The organism is Streptomyces atratus (assembly GCF_900119365.1).
Taxonomy (GTDB): Bacteria; Actinomycetota; Actinomycetes; order Streptomycetales; family Streptomycetaceae; genus Streptomyces; species Streptomyces atratus_B.
In genome coordinates this window covers 21,623-47,726 of record NZ_FPJO01000033.1, presented here as the reverse complement: position 1 = coordinate 47,726, position 26,104 = coordinate 21,623, and the positions used below count along the sequence as shown (strand labels likewise).

The window sequence follows — 26,104 nt, the reverse complement described above, 5'->3', positions numbered from 1 at the left end:
ATCTCGATCCGGGTGCGGCGCTGACCAATCCGGACGGCAGCAGGACGACGCTGAACCGGGACGGGACGCTCACCACGAAGTTCCCGGACGGGAGTATCCAGACCGTCGGGTCCGACGGAACGGTGAAGACCACCAAGCCCGACGGTTCGGTGACCACCACCGATCTCAACGGCAAGTTCGGCTCCGGCAGCCACGACACGTCCCCGCTTCCTCGTGGCACGTCCACGTCGAGCCTTTCCGATCTCCCCAAGTTTTCCTCCTTCAGCTCCGACGTGCCCGGAACCTCCACCTCGCTCAACTCGAACCTCGGCGGACTGGGCAGCGGGCCCGACAGCTCGTTCGAGGAGGACGACAGCACCCCGTACTCCGGGGGCCCGCTGCGGGTCCCCCCCAGCAACGCAAGCGATTCCGACGCAAGCCGGGGAAGCGGCGGCGTACCGCTGAACGCGGCAGCGTTCAACGGCATGGGCAGTACGGGAGGCATGGGAGGCATGCCGATGGGCGGTATGCCGATGGGAGGCATGCCCGCGGGCGGAAGCGGCGGTGGGTCATCGAACAGTGAACGCGTCCGCAATGTACTGAGCGGGAGCGACGGCGCCTCCCGGCGCAGGCCGACAGCGCGTTCCGCCGGCGAGGAAGAGGAGATGGTCTTCACCCGAGGCGGAAGGCCGACCATGACGTCCTCGCCCTACCTGCCGATGGGCGGCCAAGGCACTCAGGGCAACCAGTCGACCGAGACCCGCGACCGCGAGCGGTCCAGTTGGGTGCCGGAGGACGAGGACGTATGGGGCACAGATGAAGGAGGCGCTCCGGCGGTGATCGGACGATGAACGGCAGCAACGGCAGTAGCGGCAGCAACGGCAGAGACGCCGAGCTCGAGAAGCCGGTGACGCCGCCGGCATCGATAGAGCAGAAGCTGGCCGAGGCGATGGCCGAGCTCGAGGCAACCCAGGAAGGGGTGGCGAGGGCCGAGGCGGAGTTGCGGGACGCATCGTTCACCGCGCGGTCCAGGGATCGTGCGGTGGAGGTGACGGTCAATCACCAGGGGGAGCTGACTGCCCTCAGGTTCCTCGACGGCAAGTACCGGACCATGTCGGCCGGTGAACTCGCCGCCAGCGTGCTGGAGTCGGCGGAGCGTGCCCGGACGCAGATGTCCCGGCACGTAGTGGAGATGTTCGAGCCCTTCACCCGGTCGAGTACGGCGGTTCCCGAGCTGTCGGGAGTGGACATCAACTGGGCCGACGTCTTCGGTCCTGCCGTGCTGAAGACGCACGACGGCCCCGGCAGCAAGTCGGGCAGCCGGCTGCGCGACGAGATCGACGAGGACCCGGAGGACAATCAGCATGAGTGACACCGGCACCAACATCTATGCCGCCGACCTGGTCAGGCTCCAGGCCGCATACCGGAATCTCCACCAGATCAGCACGGAAGCCAAAGGCGCCAAGGACAACTTCCTCGCTCACGTGGGCAGCACCAGCGGCTGGGCCGGCGTCGACGACTCCTTCGCCAAGACGCAAGGCCCGCATGCGAAGAAGCAGGATGAGGCGGCGATCGAGACCGTGCAGGCGTTGATGGGGGCGCTCATCGCCACCGTCCAAGCCGTCCAAGAGAACCAGAAGAACGTCCAGAGCACCCAGAACGCGAACATAGACGCCATCAACCAGTCGGCAAGCGGCAACATCAACACCGGGAAGCACTAACCAGTCATGGCGATCCAGGCCTCGAAGCCGGTCAACGACATGCTCTTCGTCCTCATCGGCGAGCGGCTGATGCAGGCGAACGAGGACCTGGCCCATGCCAGTCACGAACCGTTCCGACGACTCGCCAAGGACGTCCGGGACCTGTCCGATGTCATTGAGCAGTCGGTCGTCAGCACCGGGAAGGCGCTGCCGCCCCAGGTCGGGAACGATTACGTGCGGGCCATGAGTCTGTTCGTCGATGAGGAAGGAGCCGGCTACCTCAAGCAGTTCGGGGGGAAGTTGGACGAAATCGCCGACGGCCGGATGGTGACCTCGTACAAAATCCTGGAGGGCAAGTGGCAGATCATCGCCGAAGTCATCCGGCTGTTGATCGAGCTGGTGATCCTCACTGCCCTGTCAGTGTTCAGCAGCGGAGCGACGGCGGGCAAAATCGCCCTGGCCAAGGCTCGCCGTCGTGTCACGGTGCTGACGATCCTGGACACCCTCATCAGGAGCACCGACCGGCTGCCCTTCCTGACTGAGGCCTTCGAGGAGGCATTCCAGACGTTCGCCGTCCGCCTGGGCATGATCGCCTTCACCTCCGGAGCCCACAGCCCCAAGAGCTTCGACTGGAAAGAGATCGGGGAGTCCGCGCTGTTCGGGGCCCTCGCCGGGACATTTTTCGGGGCCATCCACAGCACCGGCCAAGGCATCCTCGGAGCTTTCAAGAACGACCTCAAGAACACCCCCTTCGTCAAGAACGTCGCCGACGACGTCACCCCCAAGGTCGGCGCCAAGACGAACCTCACCGACACCAACAAGCTGCCCCGCACCGCGGACACGACCCACGCCGACGACGTCACCGCGGGCAACCGCAACACGGACCACCTGCCCGAGACCGGTGCTGTGCCGTCGGTGAAGGAACTCGGCCCGTCCCCGGCTCCGGCCCGTACGGGCCACAAGGGTTCCGACATCGCGCTCATCGCGCTCGCCGCGGCAGGCTCGGAGACCCTGGCCGAGGTGGTGGGCGGTGGGATCCTCCGCGGCGAGTGGACGGTCACCTTCGACACGTTCCTCGGCGCGGGCCTCAGCGCCGTGAGCGAGGCCGCGCTCGGCGCCGGTGCGCTCGGTGCCGGTGCTCTGCTCAAGGAGAAGTTCTCCCTCAAGGCCTCGGACCTTCCGGCCGTCCAGACCGTCTCGGTCGATCCGCAGGAGACGAAAACGGGCGCGGACGCCGTCGACGAGCAGGGCAGTCGGCGCGGGACGCATACGACGGTGAGCGGAGGCGACGGCCCCGGCGCCGTCGCGGAGGGGGCCGAGCCGGCGTCGTCCGGGCAGACCCCGACGCCCGTGGCCCTTTCCCTTTCGGGGCCCGGCGTGGGTGACACCTCGGGCCACGAGACGAACGGGCTCGCGGGGCTCGGGCGCCCGAACACCGTCAGCACCCTTCCGGGTGACCAGTCCGTCGCCGCCTCCCAGGGCACCGCGCCGGTGGCCACGACATCCGATGCCCGGCCGCACTCCTCCGGAGACAGCGGGCGCACCGCCTCCCCCGAGCACTCCGGGCACTCCTTGACGGGAACGTCCGGGCGCCCGGCCGAGGTGACCGCGGGAGGCAGTTCGCCGGACACCGGCACCGGCCGCGCGCTTCCCGTCGCCGAGAACAGCGGGAACGCCGCCGAACAGGCCGCCCCGAAAACCACCGAGACCGGCGAGGGCACCGACGCGGCCCGGACACCGGCCGTCACGACGGCCCCGGCGGCAGCCCAGCCCGGCCATGCGGGCACGGTTTCCCAGACATCGACCGTCACGACGGCCCCGGCCGCGGCTCAGCCGGGCACTGCGCCCGCCTCCCCCCAGGCTGCCCCGGTTGTGGCCGGGCCTGCGCCCGCCTCCCCGCAGGCTGCCCCGGCCGTGGCGCAGCCGGGCACTGCGCCCGCCTCCCCCCAGGCTGCCCCGGCCGCGGCTCAGCCGGGCACTGCGCCCGCCTCCCCCCAGGCTGCCCCGGCCGCGGCTCAGCCGGGCACTGCGCCCGCCTCCCCCCAGGCTGCCCCGGCGGTGGCCGGGCCTGCGGCTGTCACGACGGCCCCGGCCCCGGCCCCGACCGCAGCCCAGCCAGGCACCGCGCCCGCGCGCGCCGCGCATGCCGGCACGGCCCAGACGGAGGCCGTCGCGGCCACTCCCGACACCGCGTCGCGGTCTGTCCGAACGGTTTCTGGCGGTCCGACGGCGGGTGAGAGCCGTCCGGAGACGGGCGACGTCGCTGCAGACGGGCAGTTGGTGGAGCCGGTCCGGACGGTGGACGTGAGCCCCGTGGTTCTGGCCCAGGGCGCCGAGCCGAGCTCTGCCCCTGGCGAGACGGTGAGCCGTTCCGAGACTGCCTCTGCCAAGACGGCGGACGAGTCGGTGGCGGCCCCTGGTCACAGCGCCGGTCAGGTTGTGGATCCCGGGCGGCCCGCGAAGCAGGCGCCGCCCTCCCCGGGCCGGATCCCGGGCGCGGTCCAGCCCGGTCCCGCGCCCGCCTCGCATGCGGGCACGGGCGCGGCCCAGCCCGGCCCCGCGACCGCTTCGCCGGCCGGCACGGTTCCGCAGGGGCCGGCCGCCACGACTGCCCCCGGCGCCGCGTCGCGGTCCGTCCGGACGACTTCCGACGATCCGGTGGCGAATGACGGGCGTCCGGAGACGGGCGACCCCGCCGTGATCACTGATCCAGCCGCCTCGGTTCCCGACCGGCCGACGCACGAGTCGTCGGTTCCGCCCGGCCGGATTACCACCGTGTCCGATTCGGGCCGCGGAAGCATGGACACCACCAGCGGCGAGAGCATCGAAGAGCCGGCCGTCACAAGTGCCCGTGGATTCGACGGTGCTCCAGGGTCCACCCGATCCGCAGCCGACGATGCGACGCCGCGTCAGGACTCGTCGGAGACGGGTGGTGCGGCGATGGGCGCGTTGCCGGCAGGACAACTGCACGACGCATCCGGCGAAACTGGTCCCGCGGCGTACGCCCATGACGCTCTTTCCGTTCCGGCCGGAGCCGAGTCCCTGGCGGACGAGCAGCGGTCTGCGGCTGAGAAGCGGCGGCTGTACGAGCCGGACAGGGAGAGCGTGGACGGGGCTTCCCCCTCCTCCGAGTCCTCATCCCCCAGTCCGAGCTCCGCCGACTCGCCCAGGAGCGGGCCTCCGACGCAGAGCCCGCACGAGTCCTCCTCCCGCGAACAGCGGGGACAGTCCCATGCGCCCGTCGGTGCCTTCCGCAGCCTGATGCGCGCGATGGCCCAGGCCGCGGACAGTGTGCGGTCGGTGCCCGAGCGCGGGCTGGAAGACGGTGTTGAAGACGGTGTTCGCGAGGGGGACACGAGGGCCGAGGAGCAGGACGCGGCGTCCGGCTCCGATACGGAAGACATCGTCGGCGTCCCCGGAGAGCGGCCGCGGCCACAGGGCGAGGTGACCGACACGAACCATACGGACACGCTGGATGGCGGGGAGCTTGAAACGCCGCCGGCTCAGCCCAGCGGGTGGCCGCTCGCCGGTGCGGACATGATCTGGCGGGGCGAGGTGAAGCCTCCGCAGGAGCTGATGGACTGGCCGCAGGACAGCAAGGAGCGCAGCGCCGCGCTCCGCCGCCGCTGGAACCACGAGGAGGAGAAGCGGAAGCTGGTGCCCCGGTGGGACGGCTACATGGCCCCGCTCGAGCTCAGGCGCTTCGAGGCGCGGCGGTACCGATTGCCGTCGGGGGAGTTCGGCACCCGGCTGGTGGTCCGCATACGGTTGGCGCCCGCAGACGGGTCTCCGGTCACCGAGGAGCAGCTCAGCCAGCTGTTCCAGAGCGCCCAGGACGGCGTCAACGAGCGGTACAACGCTGGTTCCCGGCTCCCCAACGGAGACCTGTTCCGGGTCGATCTGAAGCTCGTGTCGGACCCGGATGCCGCTCACCACGTCGTCCGTGTGCACAGCTCCGGCGAGCAGGTGAACTTCGAGAACTGGCCGCTCAACAGTCCTTCTCACGTATTGGCCCACGAGCTGGGGCATCTGCTGGGGCTGGACGACGAGTACCGCGAGGGCCATGCCTTCGGCGCGCGCCCGGTCTATCTGGACGGGGCTCTGATGGCCGGCCCCGCGGTCGTGGACAGCAGGGGCCGTTCGGACGTGGACGCGGATCATCGCATCTCCGACCCGCGTGGTGGCTCGGGCCGGTGGTGGCTTCCGCCTCGTCACCTGCGTCAGTTCGGGGCGGCGGTGGAGTCTCTTCAGGGCGCGGCAAGCCTCCGGGTCGACGGCGGGGCGGCGTTCTATGCCGATGACACGCTTTCTCGAACAGATGGGCTGCCGACGCGTGCCCATTTCCCTGAAGACATCCGCAGAGCGGTGTTGTACGGGGAACCCGGGGTCGGGGGCGGTGGCCATCTGCCGCCGAGCGGCATGTCGGGTCGTGCGCGGCCGGTTGCACTGGGAGAGGTTGGGCCGAACGGGACGTACCGCGGCGAGTACAAGGACCTGGCCCCTGGGCGGGAGCCGGGTGGCCTGTCGCGCCCGGTCGCGCCGACGGACCGGCTGCACTCCGCCGCGGGCGATCTGCACGTTACTCAGCCGAAGCAGCCTAAGCGGGGACAGATGATGTTCCCCGCTTACTGGACAGAGGATGACGTCGTCTACGCGGCCGAGCAGGCGTACCTGCATGCCCTGCGCGAGCACGACATGCTCACCCAGACCCCGCGCGAGCATCCCCTGTCCGAGAAGAAGCCACCCATCGTGGGCGAGCGCGGCGTCTACACCTGGGAGGGCGAGTACGCCGGAGTGCGGATCAAGGGGGAACTGAGCCACGGCTCCTTCACCGGATTCCGGCCCTCCGACGACCAGCCCGATCAGCCCGCCCCGCCCTACGCGCCGGCGCCGGACATCAAGGCTGACTCGGGCATCGGCCGGCGGGTCGAGGACATGGCCAGGTACGGCGACCGCCACACCCGCCGCGGCGCCCACCACGCACTCGAGCCACGGCAGGCGACCTACCACGGCGTGCACGTCGAGCCTGGCGAGGAGTACGACAACGGCACGTTCCAGGCCAGTGTCCGGTTCCTTGACCCGGCGCTGCGTTACGACGACCCACAGGGGGACGATCCCAGCCGTTGGCATCTGCACCGGGACGGGGCCGAGCACGTCATGTTCCCCAGGACGTGGGAACCGCGCGTCGTGCTGGACGCGGTCGAGCATGCGCACCACGCGGCCATCGCCGCGGGTACGTACCGGGAACTTCCAGATCGCGACCGGAGCCGTCACTGGGTGGGTGAGGTCGGCGGTGTCCGCATCGAGGGCCTGGTCCGGGACGGCCAGCATGTCGCGTACCGGCCCACGCAGACACAGCCCCACCTTCGGTGGCCGCAGGAGAGGCCGACCGGCGAGACGGCCGCCGTGCCGGTCGAGTTCGAACGCGACGGGCGGCAGTGCGGCTTCGACGTCCGGCGCGTGCTGTTCGCCGACGGGCAACAGGGTCTTGGGCTCACGGCCCGGATCCACCTGGCCGCCCAGCCCGGCACCACACCCGCCGTGATGGACCTTGTCTGGGATTACCTGGCGGCGGAGGCGGATCTTGTCTACGGCGGCAGCACGCGCGGGTACGGGACACCGCAGGTCCGGTTGGCCCGCGTCGAGGGCTCCCAGCCAGCGCACCACGTGGTCCCTGTGGACCTGACGCCGGAGGAGACGAACCTGGAGAACATGAGAAGAATCGTGGACGGCCTGCCGAATCTTTTGGGCCTGCCGACGAGCCCCGACGCACTCATGGATGTCGCCCGGCAGCTGGACCAGACGACATCCGCGGAAGAATGGCTGCTGCCCCGGGGCGCCCACCCGGTGGAGGGGCAGGCGGCCATCGATCAGGCCCTCAGCCTGCAGGTGGAGCCGCACCGCGGATGGCCGCAGGAGCGGCCGATCGGCGAGATGGCCGCCGTGCCGGTCGAGTTCGAACGCGACGGGCGGCAGTGCGGCTTCGACGTCCAACACGTGCTGTTGGCCAACGGACAGCGGGGCTTTGACCTCTCGGCCCGGATCTACCTGGATGCCGATCCCGACACCGAGCCCGCCCGGCTGAGCGAGCTCTGGGGACGCATGCAGGCGGCGGTGGCCGATGTCTACGGCGGCGTGGCGCGTGCGAACGGGGCGCCGCTGGTCCGTGTGTCATTGGCTCGCGTCGAGGACCACGAGGCGGCGCACCATGCGGTTTGGGTCCTGCCCGATCCGGAGACCGACTGGGAGACCGTGAGCGAGCTGCCGCTCCTTTTGGGCATACAGCCGGACACCGGCGATTTCCGGGACTTCGCCGAGGGAATGGGCGGGCTGTTCACGGAGGCCGACGCATGGGAGGTGCCCCAGGACGCCGACCCGGTGCGGGGGGCGGAAGCCATCGCGAACGCCCTTGACCTGGCGGATCCGTTCAGTCGGCCGACCACGCTCCGCGAACCCGACCCGGCGGGACTCGATGACTCGCCGACGGGCGCCGGGGTCAGCTCCGCGGCAACGGGTACGACTTCGGCCGCGGCGGGCGTGGCGCCGGGGGACGGCGGGCAGTCGGGTGCTGATGTCGGCGCCGCGGTGGCCGAAGGCACCGATCTGCCCCAGGCGCCGCCCCCTGAGGTGGCCTTCGTCGCGGCCGGTCCTGCTCCGCTTTCCGGCACGACCCCCGCCGACCCCGCTGACCCGCTCGACGAGGTGACGGCAGGGGATGCCGCGGCCGACCCGCAACAGGCACCGGCCGCCGAACCGGAGCCCGCCGATCCCGGGCCCGCCGCTCCGGACGAGGAACACCGGATTTCGGCGCGGTCCCAGAGCCCGGCCGAGTCCGAGGAAGGCCCTGGGGAGGGGGCCACGGTCGCGCCGCGTGCCCCCGAGCGGAAGACCGCCTTCGCCCGGATCGAGTCGGAACTCGACCTGCACCGGCCGCCGCGCGTCGACCGTTCGATGCCGTCGCCGTCCCCGGAGGAGGGACCGGTGACGTTCAGCGACGGCAGCAGGCTGCCGGAGTACCTCACCACCGGCTACGGCACCGGCGACGCCGAGGGCCGGACCTACGGCCACAGCCAGGTCACCCTCCGCGGTGTCGACGTCGTGATGCGGGAGATCGGCGTCCGCCTCGGCGACGCGCGCTCCGCCACGCCGGGCATGGGCGAGGCGCTGGCCCATCTGCAGCGTGCGCTGAGAGCCACCCCCCAGGTCTTCCACGGCGACGGGTACGAGTCCCCCGCTTTCGGAAGCCCCCAGGAGCAGGTGCTGCGGGTGACCACCCGGCCGTATGGCAACTGGGAGCGCTTCACCGATATCGGCAGTGACCCGGTCAAGGTGGACGTGGCCCACCGCAGCCAGGTCACCGCGGGCGCCGTCGAGTCGGTGAGCATGAAGCGGCGGGGCGCGGCAGGCGTCGCCCTGGGGCCGGGCGTTGCCGGGCTCGTGAGCCTCGGCGGGACCGTGGGCGTCACCCGCTCGTACGACTACGGCATGCAGGACCAGACGCTCGGCCAGGTGGAGACGCGCATGGCGGAGGCGTCGCACCTGCATCTGGACGACCTGGTGTACGAGGTCTCCCTCGCCGGTGACCCCGGACGCACGAGTCCCGCCAGGCAGGACGGCTCCCCCCTCGCGGGCGAGTCCACGTTCACCTTCGCGGTGCGCAACGGGCTGGTGGTACGGCTGGCCGACAGCGAGACCTCGGCCACCGAGCCCGGCCCGGTGCCGATCAGGATGACGCTGGGGGCTCAGTCCGACTACCGGCTGGTGCACACCGAGGGCTACGGGCCGCTCAGACCGATGCGGGACGAGATCCTGCGGGAACTGGGCGCCGAGCCCGGCAGTGAGGCCCACGAGTACCTCACCGCGTTCTTCTCCTCGGAGAACTTCAACCGCGCAGCTGACCGTCTGGCCAAGGGCGGTGTCACCACACCCCTGTTGTCCGGGGAGGACGGATCGCCGCTCGGGGCGTTCGTCGTGGAAAGGGTCGTGCCCGGAGAGGCCGAGCTGCTCACCGAGAGCCAGGTCGCCGAGATGCGCCTCACCGTCCAGCAGACGGTCAAGAACGAACGAACGCTGTCCAGGACGACCAACTGGGGAATCAATTTCACCGGCGGTCCGACCTTCGACTTCGCCCCCTGGGGCCGGCTGATCACCGGGGCTTCCGTCGGCTACGAGAGCAGCACGACGCACAGCTCCGCGTTCGGCGGCTCGGGGAGCCGCAAGATCGTCGGTCGGGCCAAGAACGTGCCGACGCTCCTCTACCGGGTCGACAAGGCCGTGTACGTGCGCGGAACCGGTTCGAGCGAGGCCGTCCGGTTCGACACGTGGAGCCTGGACCGGATGACGCACACCGAGGCGCGGCGCCTCGCCGGCTGGGACGACGGCACGACACTGCGCAAGAGGAACGACAACGAACCCTTCGCTCCCGTCTACCTCACCAAGGACCGCCCCGCTGTGCTGGGTATGAGCAGGCCCGAGGCGTTCACCTATGAGAACGGCGATCTGCTGGCCGGTGAGGAGGGCGGGCAGCGTACTTGGCTGGAAGCCTTCACCGACAAGCTGATCAGGGCCGCCGCCGACAGGTACCCGGGTGTGCTGGCACCGTTGGAGGATTTCGGTGATCCCGAGGACTCCCGCTGGCGCGGCCCGAAGCACTACGCCATGGCGTTGCGGAACACCCTGCACGTCATGAACGCCCTGTCCCACTACAGCATCGTCGGCAACCTGGAGACGCTCACCACGACGGGGCTGTCGATCGGTCTGGAGGTCCCGCCCACACGCACCAGGCGTTCCCAGCTGTCGATCCGGATCGGCGGCGAGCTGACCGGTCGCCGCTACGACGGCACTCAGAACGACCTCCTCCTGAGGACCAGCGCGCCCGGCACGGAACGCCTCGACGGCTCGCAGAATGTGACACACGCCCAGGACGCGGGGTTCGGCGTGATGCTGCGGGGCATCGGGGGCATCGGCACCGTCTCGGCCGGTCCCCGGTGGGGAAGGACCGAGGGCCGCGGGACCCAGTACGGGGCCACCGCGACGCATGAGCCGCTGGCCGCGAGCGCCCGCCCTTCCCATCTGCACAGCTATCAGTTGGAACTGACGGCGGAGATCGGCGGCTTCTCGCGCTACCGCAGGGGGCCGAGGGCCCTCTCGCTGGGGGTGCTCGGCATGCAGTCCTTCCTCCAGGACGAGGTGAGCACGGACCTCGTCGGTGGCAGCGCGGGCGCGGCGGTCGTGGGCCGGGTCGTGCTGGCCGTACCGGACGAGCACACGCCCGCCACCGATCCGCACACGGGGGCGGCGGACCGCGCGAAGCCTCTCGAGGAACCGCTGGACCGGGCGCAGGCGGAAGCCCTGGTGACCCGCGACCTGCGGGTGGCGTCCGAGGGCCATGGCCGGCACGTGTTCGGCGACCAGCCGTTTCAGACGGTCAGCGTCGGCTCGTCTGCGGAACTGGCCGCTGCCGCGGTGGATCTCATGGCGGAGGCGTCCCGCGGTTCCTGGCACTTCTCCAAGACCGGTGCGCTCCCGCACGACGTCATGATGCGGCGCCTCCAGGCGCAGTTCCTCATTGCCGGCTCCGACCAGACATTCAGTGCCGCCGGCTCCCGGATATCCGTGATCGCCGAAGGCGCCCTGCGCAACAGGGTGGGTGAGTTGGTGCTCCGCATGCGGGTGCTCAACCCGGTCGTTGTCTCCGGGCCGGTCAAGATAGGGACGGAGGTGGCGGTCGGCAGCGATACGCAGATGTCGGGGTCGGTGACCGCCGCCAAGACCTTCGGTCTTGCCGCGCTCGCCGGAGGCGCGGGTGTCTGGCACGCGGGCGGGGTCGAGTTGACCACGTTCTCCGGCCTGGTGTACCGCAGGGGGAGCTCCAGCACCGAGGCCAGGAGCGTGACCCGTACCGTCACCTCGGACATCAACCGTGACGACGGTGGCTACAAGGTCCTGGTGTCGGGTGACGTCCAGCACGACCTCGTGGGCTCCGTGCGCCCGGACGGTCTTCTCCGCCCGGTGCTGTCCCCCTTCTACCGGAACAGCTGGGCCGGGAAGCAGCTCACGTTCGCCTCAAACTATCTGGGCCACCTTTCGGAGAAGTCCGCACATCAGCTCGGACTCATCAAGGACGGGCTGGGTGGTGTACCCCTCTATCTGGACAACAAGTGGACGCAGCCCCCGTCGTTGCGCGAGCACCAGATCGCGTCGTATCCCGTCAACTCGCTGGACACCACCGGGGTGCTGGCCGAATTCGACCAGCAGTTGCGGGACTGGAAGGTCGACGAGGCGGACCGCGAGCGAGTGCATTCCCTGGTCACCCCGCGAGCGGTGCGGGCCCTGCGTGAACAGATGACCTCCACCGGGGCGGGGGCGCGCACCCGGGTCGGCCGTTGGCGCGCGATGGGAATTCGCGTCGGGAGCCGTGTCGGCGCCCTGCGGGTGGAACTCATCGCCGAGGAGCCGGAGTTCGCCGGCCTCGGCCACGGTGTCGTTCTGGAGGACACCCGGAGCACCTCTGTGACCGAGGCGGAGGGGAAGTCCGCGGTCAGCTCTCGTGCGGCCGGTCTGAGTCTGGCGCAGGGGGTGGGCGAGACGCAGCCTCCGGATGCAAAGTCACAGCCGGGCGACCTCCAGGCCGTCCACGGGACGTACGAGGGGCTGATCACCAGCGCCGAGGTGGACTCCCGCAGCCGCTCCCGCACGCGCACGAGGAGGCATATCTTCTCTGCGAAGGAGCCGCACGCCGAATACCTCACCCGCTACACGCTGCGGCTCACGCTCGAATTCGGGAACGGCAGGACCCCCCTCACCGCGGCGGGCGGGGTGGGCACGCTGCGCGAGCAGGTGCCGCTGAGCATGACCGCCCCGGACACGGGCGTCGGCCGGGCGGACGATCCGCTCGGCCCGCCCTCGGTGGACGATTCGGATGGTTCGGTCACCGTGTGGGCGCAGGGATCCGCGACCCGGCCGGCCATCGACGAGTGGCGTTCCGTTCCGCAGCCGAACGGCACCGAAAAGCCTTTCCAGCAGCCGTCCACGGGCTTCCAGGTCCGCCGGATCGTCGGTCTCGACAGGCTGAAGGAAGCCGGTGTCCTGGCCATCGCCAAGGCTTACGGCGCCTCCGTGGCCCCGGCCGTGGGCGATCCGCGCAAGCTGACCGCCACGGAGCTGGACGAGGCCATGACGAAGGCCCGCCGCAACGGGCTGACCCGGCCCGGCACCGCCTCGGCGCTGGCACTGGACGACGGAACCAGCCACGCGGCGCTGGCCGCCTTCTTCGAGGACACCGGGACCGCTGACGGTTACATGATCCCCGGGCTCAACGAGGCGGGCAGCGCCCATGGTGAGTACCGGCTCTACTCCAAGCCGGACTTCACCCGGGCCACGCTGCTGACGGTGGTCACGGACAGCACCATGGAGAGCGCCGAGCGGGACACCGCGGCCCAGGACAGCGCTGTTTCCAGCACGAGCGGCTACGACTCCGCGCTCGGCGTGCGACCGGTGGTCGCCGCCGGAGACTTCGGCGCGGCTGCTCCGTACGCCTCCGTGACGGGCCCGAACGCCGCCGAGACCGACCGTCACGTGCGCTCCGGCGCGGAGGGCGCCCAGCTCAACAACAAGCCGTCCGGCCGCAGCTTCGTGTTCGCGATCCCAACCGGCTGGCTCGGTGTCGCCGAGGTGGACCGGCCGAAAAACAAATGGCTCGGCCCGTTCGGCTACATCAAGCCCGGCCAGCAGGCGGTCGAGGCGCAGGGCCAGATCATCGCCGTGGTCCGCGAGGACGTCGCCCGGGAGTGGGGCCTGATCGACGACGGGAACTTCCCGTCCCGGGTGGCGGACGCCTGGACCCAGGTGGTCAAGGCCGGCCAGGCATGGGCCGCCGCCGACGACGCCTACTGGGACAGGCGTCGCGCCCTGGCCGACCTGCATGAGAGGACCCCCGAGCTGACCGACAGCGATCTGGTGAAGATGCTGAAGAGGGAGACCCTGAAGCCTCTGCTGCAGAGGGCCGATGCCGCGGCCGGCGAGTTCCACCGGGTGCGGGCGGAGGCCGACCGGCTCACGCGCTGGCACCGGCTGCCGGCTGAGGACCGGTCCGGTGAGCCGGAGCTGCGCCGGGGCCTCACCGAACCGCCGCCCGTGGTCTTCGCTCCGGCCGCTCCGACCGCGCCGGCGGGCGACAGCCGCGGCGCGGAAGCGGACCACTACATCGTGCGGGAAAGCGCCCCCGGCGGACCGGACCAGCTGCTCTCGCCCGAGGGCGATCAGTCGTATACGGTTCTCGACGTACCCACTGACGGTGACGGCTTCTTCCACGCCCTCGCCGAAGGACTGCACCACGCCGACCCGGAGATGCTCAGCAGGCGGGTGGAGGTGGCGGACCGGCAGATGATCATCGACGGTCTGCGAGGCCTGCTCGCCGACGAGCTGAACCGTCCCGAGAACACCGACCTGCTGGACTTCACCTCGCCCGACACCAAGGACGCGTTCAGCGGTTCAGAACTGGCCGACAGCGGGGTGAGCTTCGCCGAGGGCACCCCCGAGCGCCGCGAGTTCGACGGCTCGGGCCGCATACCGCTGCACGCCGAGCTGCCGGGTGAGCAGCGTGGCCGTCTCGCCGGGGCGCAGTTGCAGCGTGGGGGTGACACCGCGGACAGTGCGGGATGGAACCACGGCGCCGCCGACCTGCTGCCCGCGCTGGCCGCCCGTGCCTTCCACGCGCGGATCACCGTGGTCGGCGCGGACGGAGCGTTCCAGGACTTCCGGCCCCTTCCCAAGGCGGGCCACGACACCGGAAAAGAGCTCGCACACATCGTGCTGCAGTTGCAGGATCGGCACTACCGGCCGGCTCTGCCGTCCGGCGACGCCCGGCGGCAGCCCCCGCTGCCCCTGGCAGCCGAGGGGGAATCGGCGCCGGCCGTAGGAGGCGAAACGCCGGTCGGCCGGCCGCCGCGGCCCGCGTACCGCGAGGCGCCATGGGCAACCGGTTCCACCGCCTGGCGCCCCGCCGGCACCGGCGGGAAGCTGACGGAACTGGTCGGACCGGACGGCACCGTCCATGAACTCGTGGAGCCGGCCGGCGACGGCAACGGCTTCTGGTCCGCTGTCGCCGCAGCCCTGAGGCTGGAGGGCGCCGCTGGACCCCTCGCCCTGGCCACGGGCCAACAGCTCCCCCCTGCGGCCCGGCTGGACCGCGGTTCGCCTTTCACGGACGACGATCTTGTTCACGCCGGGCTCTCCGAGGAGACCGTCCGGTCCGCACGCCTGCGGCGAACCGACGGCGGGCTTCCGGAGGATCTGGAGCTCAGCCGGAGCCAGGAAGAAGCGCTCATCCGGCGGCAGTTGCTCACGCCCCGCCGCTGGGACGACACGACGGAGGCGGCCGCCGCCGAGCTGGCCGCCGCCTACGGCGCAAGCGTGACCGTGGTCGCCGAGGACGGTACCTCCCGTACCCACACGCCCAGCGACGGGACGGCTGGGCCGCGAGTGATCCTGTACCGAAGGGGCCGGGAGTACCTGCTGGCCCGCCCGACGGCGGCCGTTGGCCCGGCAGTGAGGGCAGACGTTGCCCCGGCAGCGACAGCGGACGTTACCCCGCCAGCGACGACAGACATTGCCCCGGCAGCGACAGCGGACGTTACCCCGCCAGCGACGACAGACATTGCCCCGGCAGCGACAGCGGACCGCACCTCGGCCGCGCAGGCAGACGCCGGGATTTCGCCATCGGCCGAGGAGCCGGCTCCGGCCGATCCCGATGTCCGGCGTCCGTCGGATTCCGCCGCGCGGCCGGAGACCGGAGACGGCCATGACTCCGCGCCAGGCAGGGTCGACGGAACCGACGACTCAGCTGACACCTCAGGCGGCGCCGCGCGGAAGCGGACCTCGAACGAGACCGCGGCCGAGCAGGACTTCGACACCGGGCTCCACGTGCTGCTCGACTCCCAGGACGTGATGGACACCCTGGTGCGATCCCCTGACGTGGAGGGACTGTCTTACGCACGGGAGTACGCGGCCATGTGGGCACTCGCGCCGGATGCGGCAGTGCCGTTGAAGGATCTCGGACTCAACCTTCATGACCGTGAAATGTTGCTGCGCAACAGACGGGAACTCTTCCCCGAAGCGGTGCGGGACAGCTTCACCCGGTTGACCGCGCACGAATCCGCGGGAGCTGCCGGGGAGCCGGAGGAGTCCCGGCGGGGCGTTCTCCCGGCCGGTGCCGAGAGCGGTGCGCAGGCCGATCCGCAGCGCTTCGAGGATGCTGTGCCGTCGTCGGGGGAGCACGGTGCCGCACAGGATCCAGAGGATGAGAAGCAGCCGGCAGAGGAGTCCGGCGGCGCGCCCGGGTGACTCTCCTGGCCGGCGCGGCCGGACGTTATGACAACCACCCGACGAATCCGGCCGATGGACGGTCGAGTCGTCGCGGGGGTTCCGGGCGGCCAAGTCCTTGAGCCTTGCCAACGGCGCCGCCATGACAGCCGTCCCCAGAACCTCTGGGCCTCCGATCTTACGAATGACCAGAGCAACCACCCTTGAAAGGTAGGACATCATGACCTCATCGCAGGGCTCTCGGAGCACACCGTCCAGGGCCGGGGGACCGGAAGCGGGGCAAGGCGTTACGGCTGCAGGGACGGCAGAGGGTACGGCTTCTTCGGCCGCCGCTGTACCGGTCTCTCCGGGCGAGGGCGGTACCGCGGTGCTTCCGGCCGTCGCGCCTGTGGCATCGGAGACTCCCGTTTCCGAGCAGGCGTCGGAGATCTCCGGTGCGGTTCAGGAGCCGGAAGCTGCAGGTGTCCCGGAAGCAGCGGGTGTCAGGGGAACCGTGCGCGAGGGCGGAGAGACGGGAGCATCCAGTTCCACGGCGGCCGACGTGGAAGAAGAGGCGGAAGAGACGCTCGGCGGCATGGCCGAGGACGCTGCGAGCGCTCCCCCGGGGCGGCCGCACAAGAGTTTGCTGGCGGGGGCGGCGATTGTGGGGGCGCTGCTGATAGCGGTGCCGTTCCTGGTGAGTGGCGAGCGTGAAGACGAGCGTGTGGCTTCGGCGGGTGTGATGCCCGGCACGCTGCTGGGGTCTTCGGCGGATGAAGACACGGTCGGCGCCGTCGAGTCGGCGCCGCCGGCCAAGGGCGGCATCCCGGCGAACAGTGCGAGCCCGGGGAAGAGCAGTCCGGCCAAGAGCCACGCAGGGAAGGCGGACGCCGGAGCGCCGGGGGCACGTACGGTACATGGCGGCGGTGAGATCCCGGCAGGCCGTGCGACCGGGTCCAGCGGCTCCCGGTCAGGGGGTAGTGTGCCGCAGCGCGCCAAGACGCAGTCTCCCGCGAAGCAGTCTGTCGGCACGTCCGGATCGGCGGAGCGTTCCACCAGCGCCCCGGGCGTCTCGATCCGGGGCCACGCCTCGGGTCGTTGCATTGATGTTACGGACGGCAAAGGCGACGGTACGCCCTTGCAGATCTGGGACTGCAGCGGATCGTCGCAGCAGACGTGGCGTTTCATGGGTGACGGGACCGTGCGTTCGATGGGCCTGTGCATGGACGTCGCGTGGGGAGCGACGAGCAACGGCGCGGTGATCCAGCTGGCGACCTGCAATGGCGGTCCTGCCCAGCGGTTCCGGCTGAACTCCTCGCACGACCTGGTCGGCCTGCAGGCCGGCAAATGCGTTGACGTGAAGGAGCGGCACGCGTCCAATGGCAGCCGGTTGCAGCTATGGGACTGCAACGGACAGGGCCACCAGAAGTGGAGCGCCGGCTGAGGCGGTCCGGCCCGTTCTCCGGTGAAAGCGGATGCCCACGCACTTGTGAGCCCGCGAGCCCGCGAGTTGAGCATCCGGACTGGTAGAGGCTCGGGCCTGGCTGTTCAGCGGTATACGACGGTCTGATGACCCGACAGGGAAGGTGCCGTCTGGCCTGCGAGGATGTGATTGTTGAGTCGCATCGGAGCAGAAACCAGGGGCACCTTTCCGGGGAGAGAGCTACTGGATGGGGTGACTTCGCGGACCGATGCCAACCTCTACGAAGCCGTTCGCACCGGGCGGTACGGGGATCCGCGGGCGACTAGCGTCGACCAGGTGGAGGGATGGCTCGCGGCCAGGGGCCTCGTGGACACGCTGAACCGCCTGCGAGGCCGGGCGGGCGGCAGGTACATCGTCGTACTCGACCAGGCCGAGGCCCTCCTGGACCGCACCGAGGCGGAATTCGAGGAAGCCGCCGGGCTTCTCTCCCCCCGAGGTGGTCCGGGAACCGGATCGCGGCTGCTGGTCACACTCCGGTCCGACTTCATGGACGCGGTGCTCAAGCACCCTCGGCTCGGCCCCCTGCTGCGGGACAGCAGGACACTCCCGCTGACGCCGATGTCCCGGGACCAGCTCCGGGAAGTGATCACCAAACCGCTGGAGAAGGCCCCGGCGGTGGCCTACGACCCGGGACTGGCGCAGCGCGTTCTGGACGATGCGTGCCGCGAACCGGAGAACCTGCCGCTCCTCGGCTTCCTGCTGAAACAGCTGTGGGACAGACAGTTCGCCGGTCGACTGCGCACGACGACGTACGAGGCGATGCACGGCGTGAAGGGCGCACTGGAGGAGCACTGCAACAAGGCCTGGCAGCAGTGCGTCGGGTAGAGCGAGGAGGCCGCCGCGTCGCGGCTGCTCAGGGGTCTGGTCAGGGTGCTGCCCGGGAGCGAGACGCCGCTGCGCCGCAGGATTGCGCGAGAGGAGGCGGGCGAGGGCTGCGAAAGCGTCGCGGCCGACGCGAAGGGGCAGCGCTTCGCGGTCGCGTCCTTCGGCGATCGGACACTCGTCCGCACCAGACGTGGCAGCCAGGTGCAACAGGTCCCGGGGCCTTCGCTGGAGAATCACACCGGCCGTCTCCTCGGAGACGCACGTGCCCCGGTCCTGCTCGCTCAGACCGAGGACAACAACGCGCTGACCGCCTTGCCTCTGAACGGCGTCGACGTCGACGGTGGCGACATCGTCGTCAGCGATCCGAAGCTGATCGATGGCGGAAAGACCATGGTGGCCCGGGTCCGGCACTGGGACGAACGTGACAGCGGAGAGACTTTGGCGCTCGTCCACGTGATTTCCCAGCGGATCACGTCCCAGGTGAAGCAGCCCAGGACGCCTGGGCCGGTTCAGCCGGTCCCGGCGAGCTCGCTGACGGTCAACGACGCCGAAACGCTCGTGGCCGTCGTGATCGACCACACCAGCCGGTCCCTGGGAGGAGACGTCGGTGGTGACCGCGCTGGGCCAGCCCGCCGCGTGCTCGGCCAGCATCCCGACCGCGGAGCAGAGCTGCCCGGGCGTGCAGTAGCCGCACTGGAGACCGTCGAGTTGTACGAACGCCTGCTGCAACGGCCGCAGTTCACCGTCGTGCGCGAGGCCCTCGACCGTCGTGACGTCCGAGCCGTCGGCGGCGACCGCCAGCGTCAGGCAGGACACCACACGCCGTCCGTCCAGAAGCACCGTGCAGGCGCCGCACTGCCCGCGGTCGCAGCCCTTTTTCGGCCCTGTGTGACCTGTGCCCTCACGGAGCGTATCGAGCAATGTCCTGCGATGGTCGACGGTCAGACGGTGCGTCAGACCGTTGACGCGAAGACGTATCTCGCTGTGGGTTCCGTCCGTCATACCGCTTGTCCTTCCTCAATGCAGCGAATCCCCGAATAGCAGAGCGTCAGAGACTCCGGACATTCAACCAGTCCGCTGGAGAACTGCTTTGCCTAAAAGGGGCGGAGCCTTGCACGATCCTCCTTGTGATCTCGCATGAGTCGGAGAGGTTTGTTTGCTGGACCCTTCCTCACTCGCAATGCTTCAATCGGTCCATGCTGCTGGACGAACTCCGAACTCTGCTGACCCGTCACGCCCGACCCGACGGAACGACCGCCATCGAGCACGTGCGGATCGGCCGCGCGGAGTCGCAGGCACCTCATGCATCCATGACAGGTACGGTCATGGCGCTGATCGCTCAGGGCGCCAAACGTCTTGCGCTGGGCGAGTACGTGTACGAGTACCGCGCCGGGCAGTACCTGGTCGCATCCGTCGACCTGCCCGTCACCGGCCATTTCGTCGAGGCCACCCCGGAGCGGCCGGCGCTGGGTCTCGGCCTGCTCCTGCAAGCCTCGGAGGTCGCCGAGGTGATGCTGCAGGCAGCTCCTCGCAACTTTCCGCAGAACGGCACCGCGCCCCCCGCTCTCGCCGTCAGTGACGCCTCCGACGAGTTCCTCGACGCCGCCGTGCGACTGCTGCGCCTGCTCGACCAGCCGCGGGACAGGGACATGCTCGCCCCCCTCATCAAGCGGGAGATCCTGTGGCGCCTGATCACCGGTGAGCAGGGCGCGACGGTTCGTCAGATCGGCCTCGCGGACAGCAAGCTCTCCCATATCGCCAGAGCCGTGCAGTGGATTCGGGAAAACTACAGAGAGCCGTTCCGGGTGGACGACGTGGCATCGCTGATCGGGATGAGTACTTCCGCCTTCTACCGGAATTTCCAGGCCGTCACCGGAATGAGTCCCATCCAGTTCCAGAAGAAGAGGAGACTCCATAAGGCTCGGCTTCTTCTGGCCGCGCATCCCAAAGACATCGCGCACATCGGGTACCGCGTGGGATACGACAGCCCGTCCCAGTTCAGCCGGGAGTACCGGCGTCTCTTTGGCGCGCCGCCCAGTCAGGACGCGATCAGATTCACGGCGCGCACCGCCGACGCAGAGAACTGAACGGCCGGAACGCGCGGCCTGCGGGCGGAATACACCAAGGCAGGAGGAAGGTTGTGGTAATTCCTGCTCCGCGGGAGAACCGGTGACCCCATTGAACCGCCCTGACCTGCGGAAACCGTAAAACGATCCTCGCTGCCCCTTGCACGTTTCTCCTCCGCAATCCATCCGGCTCAAGGAAGGACACCTGCGGGGGTGCGCACGCTGTGACGCAAACGGGCGGCGTCCTGACTGGGGGGCGCACCGAACTGGCGGCGGTATTCCCGGCTGAACTGTGACGGGTTGTCATAGCCGACGCGGTGACCGACTCCGGTGACGTCGCCCGGGTGGGTGGCGAGCAGCAGCCGGGCCTCTTGCAGCCGGATCTGCTTCTGGAACTGGATGGGGCTCATCGCGGTCACCGCCTGGAAGTTGCGGTAGAAGGCGGAGACGCTCATGCCGGACAGCCCCGCCACGTCCTCGACCCGGAAGGGCTGCGCGTAGTGCTCGCGGATCCAGCGCACGGCCCGGGAGACGTGGCTGAGGCTGCTGTCGGCCAGGCCGAGCTGGCGAACCGTCGCACCCTGCTCGCCGGTGATCAGGCGCCACAGGATCTCGCGCTTGACCAGCGGGGCCAGTACTGCCCGGTCGCGGGGCTCGTCCAGCAGGCGCAGCAGCCGGACCACCGCGTCGAGCAACGGGGCCGAAGCGTCGCTGACGGCGATCCCCGGCGGTGTGCCTCCGCCGGGGCGGGGACTGTCTCCGGGCCCGGCCTGCAGCAGCAACTCGGCGACGGCGGACGGTTCCAGCACGAGAGCGAACCCCAGCGCCGGCTGCTTGGGTTCGGCCTGGGTGAACTGTCCGGTGACGGGCAGGTCGACCGACGCGACCAGGTACTGCCCTGGGCCGTACTCGTACACCCGGTCGCCCAGGGCGAGTCGTTTGGCGCCCTGGGCGATGACCGCCAGCATCGTGCCCGACATCGAGGGCGCCGGCGGATCGGACCGGTCGACCATCGAGATGAGGACGCCGTCGATGGCGGTGGTCCAGTCGGGCCGGGCATGCCGGGCCAGCAGGGTGCGGAGCTCTTCGAGGTACATGCCTCCATTGCAGCACCATTCGGCACCGTGGCTCCTGTGACCGAGAGGATCGTGCAAGTACGAGCGAGCATCGTTCTAACGTTTTCGCAGGTCACGTGGGTTGAATGGAATCACCACACTCCATCACCAAAGAAGAGGGCATCCATGACCGCCAACTACGGCTTCAACGCCACCCTGACCGCCAAGCCCCAAATGGGCGACCGGCTGGTCGACCTGCTGATGACCGGCCTGAACGAGGGCAGCCCCGGCGCGAGCGAACACTGCGTCGTCTACCTCGTCTCCCGTTCCGCGTCCGACCCCGACGTCGTCCACGTCACCGAGGGCTGGACCAGCGAGGAGGACCACCACCGGATCTTCGCCGGCGAGGCCGCCCAGGCCATCGTGGCGCAGATCGACGGACTGCTGGCCAAGGAGTCCGAGTACACCGACTACGTGCCGGTCCGCGGAAAGGCCACCTTCTGACCCGCCGATCGATCCCCTGGTCCTTCCTGCCGCCTCGGTCGCTGCCGAGCGGCCCTCTCCTCGCCCGACCGTCCGCCACCACCCCACGAAAGGCAGCACCATGACCACGGCACGACCTGCCCTTGACCCCGAACTGCGTGAGCTGCTCGCCGACATGCCCCTCATGTCCCAGCTCAGTCCAGAAGTACTCGCGCAACTGCGCCGACTCCCGTCGACGCCCATTGAGTCCCTCCTCGCCCACCGGCACGTCGACCGGCGCGAAGTCACCGTGCCCGCCAAGGACGGTGCCCCCATCCCCCTGTCGGTCTTCAGCCCCGCGAACACCGATCGCACCACCGCCGCACCCTGTGTCTACTGGATGCACGGCGGCGGGATGGTCATGGGCGACCGCTTCTCGCAGATCGACATACCGCTGGAGTGGCTCGACGAGTTCGGCGCGGTCGTGGTCTCCGTGGACTACCGGCTCGCACCCGAGGCCACCGGCACCGCCCTGGTCGAAGACTGCTACCAGGGACTGCTCTGGGTCGCCGAAAACTCCGCCGAACTGGGCATCGACCCCACCCGGATCGTCATCGCGGGCGCCAGCGCGGGCGGCGGCCTCGCCGCCGGCGTAACCCTGCTGACCCGCGACCTCGGCACCCCGGCGATCGCCGCGCAGATGCTGATCTGCCCCATGCTCGACCACCGCAACACCAGCACCTCCAGCCGCCAGTACTCCGGCGTCCCCGGCGTGTGGACCGGCGAGATGAACGAGTTCGGCTGGCGCAGCGTCCTCGGCGAACTCGCCGAGGACGAGGTATCCGCGTACATCTCACCCGCGGTGGCCGACGACCTCTCGGGCCTGCCGACCACCTATGTCGACACCGGCTCCGCCGAGGTCTTCCGCGACGAGGCCACCGACTACGCCACCCGGATCTGGACGGCCGGCGGCCAGGCCGAACTCCACGTCTGGGCTGGCGGCTTCCACGGATTCGATGCGCTGTACCCGCAGGCGCACATCTCGACCACGGCCCGCCGGACCCGCACCGACTGGCTCGCCCGAGTCGTGCCCCCGAACTCCGCCGTATAACACCGACGGCTCACACACAACACACGCACGACCGCACTACAGGAGGAACACCATGAAGGTCGCCATCGTCACGGGCGCAAGCTCTGGCATCGGACAAAGCGCCGCGATCGAGATCGCCAAGCGCGGAACCGGAGTCATCCTGACCTACGGCAACAACCCGCAAGGCGGGCTGGAGACGGCCACCGCCATCGAGAAGGAGGGCGGCACGGCCGTCGTACTGCCGCTGGACGTAGGTGAGACCGGCACTTTCGCGGCCTTCCACGACACGGTGACCGGCGTGCTGCGCGACACCTGGCAGCGCGACACCTTCGACTACCTGGTCAACAACGCCGGTTTCGCGCACACATCGTTGATCGAGGACACGACCGAGGAGTCGTTCGACAGGCTCATGCGGGTCCTGCTCAAGGGCCCGTACTTCCTGACGCAGAAGCTGCTGCCCCTGATGGCGGACGGCGGGGCCATCGTCAACACGAGCAGCAACGCGGCGGCGACGGCCGGCCTGGAGCCCGGTTACTCGGCCTACGGGTCGATGAAGGGCGGCCTGAACGTGCTGACCCGGTACATGGCCAAGGAATTCAGCACGCGCGGAATCCGTGTCAACGCCGTCTCGCCGGGATCGACCCGCACCCGGATCGCCGACGACGCCTTCACCCGGTTCCCCGAGGTCGTCCCGGCCCTCGCCGCGAGGACCGCACTCGGCAGGGTCGGCGAACCCGACGACATCGGCGCGGTGATCGCCACACTGGTCTCCGACGCGAGCCGCTGGGTCACCGCTCAGAACATCGAGGTGTCGGGCGGCTACGACCTCTAGTGGCGTCGTCCAGACCTTGGTGGTCGCCGGATGCCCATGCCTCGACGATGCGGTCCCAGCGGCGGACGTTCATCGCGCGGTACTCCACTCCCCGCTGAAGCGGCCGCGGCACCTGCGACTGGTTCAGCGGGTGGATCTCCACCCGTGTCCCGCCGGCGGCGTTCAGGCGTCGAAGGAGGTGCCGGGCGACGTTCTGGCGGCGCACCTGACGATAGGCGGCGTCGATGCGCTCCAGGTTGGCACTCGACGGCCGGCGCCGCTCCTCCAGCCACGCCTTGAGCGTGCGGTCGGTCACCGTGAGCCCGGTGTCCCTGGCCGCCTGGCGGCTGTGGTCGGTCCTGGTGAGGTAGTACAGGCGGGCCAGGACAAGGCACTGAAGTCAGCGGTTGCAGCCAGCCGAGCCGCCCGCCCGCGATTCCGCCGCCTTGCGCGCGGCCGTCGGCGGCGACGACGTCCTGGAGGACGGAGACGGAGCGGGAGTGCGGGTAAACGGGGCGGCGGCCGGAGGTCTGCTTCCGGTGGGCGGCATTCGCGGGAGTGCCGCCCACCGGGCGTTTCACGGGTGCCGCACCACTCGGGTGCCGCACCATCGCCGAGGAAGTGTCAGGCGGGATGGTGGGGCAGCTCCTCGTCGGCGCGGCCACCGGTTCCAAGGGTCCGCCGCGGGGACGGGGGCGCCGCCGGGCGCGTACCGAGTACGCCTCGGGCTCGCAGTTCGTCGAGGTCGGACCGACGCTCTTCGGGAAGAGCGTCGAGCAGGTCGGCCTGGGCGGCGCGGATGCTGTGCGCGGGAGCCTGGGGCCCGCGCCAAGGGCGCGGCGGACGGTCACGCCGGTCATCGTACGGGCAGCCCATCACCGATCGCCCCAGCCTTCGGATTCCGTGCAACGGGCCGCTTCTACGGCGGTGTGCACCGCCTGCCTTCACGACGCCGGTCACCTTCCGCTCCGGGGGGCGGAGCCAAGCAGCACCGGACTGCCCACCGAGCCTCGGCCCTGGGAAGGGAGGCCAGGGCCGAGGCGGCTGAGGATCCGATCAGATCGTGTCCGCGACCTTGATGTAGCCCTGCTGGATGACCCACTTCTGGTTGGTGTGGTCGACGCACTTCCAGATGCGTACGCGGTCACCGTTGTTGCGGGTGTTGCCGGCGTCCAGGCACATCTCCTGGCTCTTGCCCACCGTGTCGGCAAGCACGATCTGCGCGTTGCGGACGATCCACTTCTGGTTGGTGTGGTTGACGCACTGCCAGATGCGTACGCGGTCGCCGTTGTTGCGGGTGTTGCCGGCGTCCAGGCACATCTCCTTGGCGTCGCCGATCGTGTCTTCGACCTTGATCTGCCCATTGGTGATCACGAACCGCTGGTTCTTGTGGTTGGCGCACTTCCAGAGGCGTACCTGATCACCGTTGTTGCGGGTGTTGCCGGCGTCCAGGCACACCTCATGGGCAGCCCGGGACGCGGGAGCCGCCGCGGAGGACGGCACCCCCGCGCCGAGGGCGAGCATGAGCGCCGCGCCGGTGAGGGAGCCGAGACAGCGAGGAGAAAGGAGCGAAGCCATGAGCACAATCCCAATCGTTGATGGGGAAGCGAGAGCACCGTCACGAGAACAGCAGTCGGTGCCCACGCATCCTGGATGCCGCTGTCCGGTCGCCGGTAGTGGGTATCTCCAGGAACCCCTCGTTAGAGCGAAGATGATCACCCGCCCGTGGGAGCCACAGGCAGCTCACGGTGACGCCTCTGGCAGCCCGCCCGCCGCCGGTGGGTCGCACGGGCCGTCCCACCTGAAGCAGTCCCGCAGTACGACCCTCCGCTGTTCCGGCCGCGCCGCCCTGCCGGACGCGGCCTACTTGTACCAGTGGCGGACGCCGCGATGGTGGCTACAGGTGCCGCGGAACTTCGCCGCGTAGCTGTGGGTCCCGTCCTTGCATTCGGCGGTCGCACCCCCCGGGTGCGGACAGCCCGGCCCTGCACACACCGGTGGTGTGCAGGGCGCACGTGGTGGTCGCCTCGGCCTGGACGGCCGGGGCGAAGAGCGCGGCAGCGACGACGAGCGCGGTGAGGGGGCGCGGGCGATGCCGCGGCGGTCCGGTGCCGAGAGGGTGCGGATCACGGTGTGAGGCCCTCCTGGTTCAACCCCGTGCCGTTGTCGTGGGGTTGCGGGTCGGGGTGATGGGGTGGCCGCGGGGGAAGAGTGCCTGGGCGGAGGCCTCCATACTCTGGAAGGCCACCGCAGCTTTGTGAACGCCGTAGGCGCAGCGCCCGGCGCACTGCTTCCGTGGCGGCGGGACTGGCGAGCCCCGAGCCCGCTCGGT

Annotated in this window: 13 protein-coding genes and 3 pseudogenes; 11 read left to right on the top strand and 5 right to left on the bottom strand. The window is 70.0% G+C overall.

The genetic code is table 11. From position 1 onward, the window contains the following. The 6 genes and pseudogenes from BT364_RS33760 to BT364_RS42000 form a co-directional block, all read left to right on the top strand. Positions 1 to 830 (top strand): annotated as a pseudogene (locus tag BT364_RS33760) (T-complex 10 C-terminal domain-containing protein); the annotation flags it as partial. Between the two features lie 98 nt (positions 831 to 928). Continuing rightward, positions 929 to 1,351, top strand: coding sequence for a YbaB/EbfC family nucleoid-associated protein (locus tag BT364_RS33755; RefSeq protein WP_072489028.1), 423 nt, complete (start codon positions 929 to 931; stop codon positions 1,349 to 1,351). Beyond that, positions 1,344 to 1,700: a hypothetical protein gene (locus tag BT364_RS33750; RefSeq protein WP_072489017.1), complete on the top strand. Its 357-nt coding sequence runs from the start codon at positions 1,344 to 1,346 to the stop codon at positions 1,698 to 1,700. The genes BT364_RS33755 and BT364_RS33750 overlap by 8 nt, the downstream gene beginning before the upstream one ends. A 6-nt stretch (positions 1,701 to 1,706) precedes the next feature. Next, positions 1,707 to 16,022, top strand: coding sequence for an EndoU domain-containing protein (locus tag BT364_RS33745; protein WP_072489016.1), 14,316 nt, complete (start codon positions 1,707 to 1,709; stop codon positions 16,020 to 16,022). A gap of 367 nt (positions 16,023 to 16,389) precedes the next feature. After that, positions 16,390 to 17,424: an RICIN domain-containing protein gene (locus BT364_RS33740; RefSeq protein WP_143166591.1), complete on the top strand. Its 1,035-nt coding sequence runs from the start codon at positions 16,390 to 16,392 to the stop codon at positions 17,422 to 17,424. A 231-nt stretch (positions 17,425 to 17,655) separates the two neighbouring features. Beyond that, on the top strand, positions 17,656 to 18,288 hold the full coding sequence (locus BT364_RS42000) for an nSTAND1 domain-containing NTPase (protein ID WP_177328340.1): 633 nt from the start codon (positions 17,656 to 17,658) through the stop codon (positions 18,286 to 18,288). 552 nt (positions 18,289 to 18,840) lie between these two features. Here the strand turns inward: BT364_RS42000 and BT364_RS33735 are convergent. Beyond that, a pseudogene (locus tag BT364_RS33735) lies at positions 18,841 to 19,290 on the bottom strand ((2Fe-2S)-binding protein); the annotation flags it as partial. Positions 19,291 to 19,484: 194 nt separating this feature from the next. Between BT364_RS33735 and BT364_RS33730 the strand changes: the two are divergent. Beyond that, entirely contained in the window at positions 19,485 to 20,375 is an 891-nt protein-coding gene (locus BT364_RS33730; RefSeq protein ID WP_072489014.1) for an AraC family transcriptional regulator, read from the top strand. Positions 20,376 to 20,545: 170 nt separating this feature from the next. On the opposite strand, the gene BT364_RS33725 is transcribed toward BT364_RS33730, so the two are convergent. Next, a complete protein-coding gene (locus BT364_RS33725; protein WP_072489013.1) occupies positions 20,546 to 21,451 on the bottom strand; it encodes an AraC family transcriptional regulator in 906 nt (301 codons plus the stop codon). Positions 21,452 to 21,595: 144 nt separating this feature from the next. On the opposite strand from BT364_RS33725, the gene BT364_RS33720 reads away from it, so the two are divergent. The 3 genes from BT364_RS33720 to BT364_RS33710 all read left to right on the top strand — a co-directional run bounded on the left by BT364_RS33720 (position 21,596) and on the right by BT364_RS33710 (position 23,793). Continuing rightward, on the top strand, positions 21,596 to 21,913 hold the full coding sequence (locus tag BT364_RS33720; protein ID WP_072489012.1) for a putative quinol monooxygenase: 318 nt from the start codon (positions 21,596 to 21,598) through the stop codon (positions 21,911 to 21,913). Positions 21,914 to 22,013: 100 nt separating this feature from the next. Beyond that, positions 22,014 to 22,982, top strand: a complete 969-nt coding sequence (locus tag BT364_RS33715; protein WP_072489011.1) for an alpha/beta hydrolase — start codon at positions 22,014 to 22,016, stop codon at positions 22,980 to 22,982. 52 nt (positions 22,983 to 23,034) lie between these two features. Continuing rightward, complete coding sequence (locus BT364_RS33710) at positions 23,035 to 23,793, top strand: SDR family NAD(P)-dependent oxidoreductase (protein WP_072489010.1); 759 nt, start codon at positions 23,035 to 23,037, stop codon at positions 23,791 to 23,793. 1 nt (position 23,794) lies between these two features. Here the strand turns inward: BT364_RS33710 and BT364_RS33705 are convergent. The 3 genes and pseudogenes from BT364_RS33705 to BT364_RS40560 all read right to left on the bottom strand — a co-directional run. Further along, a pseudogene (locus BT364_RS33705) lies at positions 23,795 to 24,160 on the bottom strand (transcriptional regulator); the annotation flags it as partial. Positions 24,161 to 24,828: 668 nt separating this feature from the next. Continuing rightward, positions 24,829 to 25,350 (bottom strand): RICIN domain-containing protein, encoded by a 522-nt coding sequence (locus tag BT364_RS33700; RefSeq protein WP_143166590.1) that lies wholly within the window; start codon positions 25,348 to 25,350, stop codon positions 24,829 to 24,831. Between the two features lie 285 nt (positions 25,351 to 25,635). Further along, positions 25,636 to 25,767 carry a DUF3761 domain-containing protein gene (locus BT364_RS40560; RefSeq protein WP_256260337.1) on the bottom strand — a complete coding sequence of 44 codons (132 nt, stop codon included), beginning with the start codon at positions 25,765 to 25,767 and terminating at the stop codon, positions 25,636 to 25,638. Positions 25,768 to 25,774: 7 nt separating this feature from the next. Here BT364_RS40560 and BT364_RS43570 point away from each other — a divergent pair, with 7 nt between their 5' ends. After that, a complete protein-coding gene (locus tag BT364_RS43570; RefSeq protein ID WP_256260336.1) occupies positions 25,775 to 25,909 on the top strand; it encodes a hypothetical protein in 135 nt (44 codons plus the stop codon). The last annotated feature ends 195 nt before the right edge of the window (positions 25,910 to 26,104 follow it).

What these genes read in the sequence shown, in the direction of transcription:
- BT364_RS33730 (WP_072489014.1), top strand. Translation starts at nt 19,485, where the DNA reads ATGCTGCTGGACGAACTCCGAACTCTGCTGACCCGTCACGCCCGACCC.
- BT364_RS33750 (WP_072489017.1), top strand. Translation starts at nt 1,344, where the DNA reads ATGAGTGACACCGGCACCAACATCTATGCCGCCGACCTGGTCAGGCTC.
- BT364_RS33715 (WP_072489011.1), top strand. Translation starts at nt 22,014, where the DNA reads ATGACCACGGCACGACCTGCCCTTGACCCCGAACTGCGTGAGCTGCTC.
- BT364_RS33745 (WP_072489016.1), top strand. Translation starts at nt 1,707, where the DNA reads ATGGCGATCCAGGCCTCGAAGCCGGTCAACGACATGCTCTTCGTCCTC.
- BT364_RS33710 (WP_072489010.1), top strand. Translation starts at nt 23,035, where the DNA reads ATGAAGGTCGCCATCGTCACGGGCGCAAGCTCTGGCATCGGACAAAGC.
- BT364_RS33720 (WP_072489012.1), top strand. Translation starts at nt 21,596, where the DNA reads ATGACCGCCAACTACGGCTTCAACGCCACCCTGACCGCCAAGCCCCAA.
- BT364_RS33700 (WP_143166590.1), bottom strand. Translation starts at nt 25,350, where the DNA reads ATGGCTTCGCTCCTTTCTCCTCGCTGTCTCGGCTCCCTCACCGGCGCG.
- BT364_RS33755 (WP_072489028.1), top strand. Translation starts at nt 929, where the DNA reads ATGGCCGAGCTCGAGGCAACCCAGGAAGGGGTGGCGAGGGCCGAGGCG.
- BT364_RS33725 (WP_072489013.1), bottom strand. Translation starts at nt 21,451, where the DNA reads ATGTACCTCGAAGAGCTCCGCACCCTGCTGGCCCGGCATGCCCGGCCC.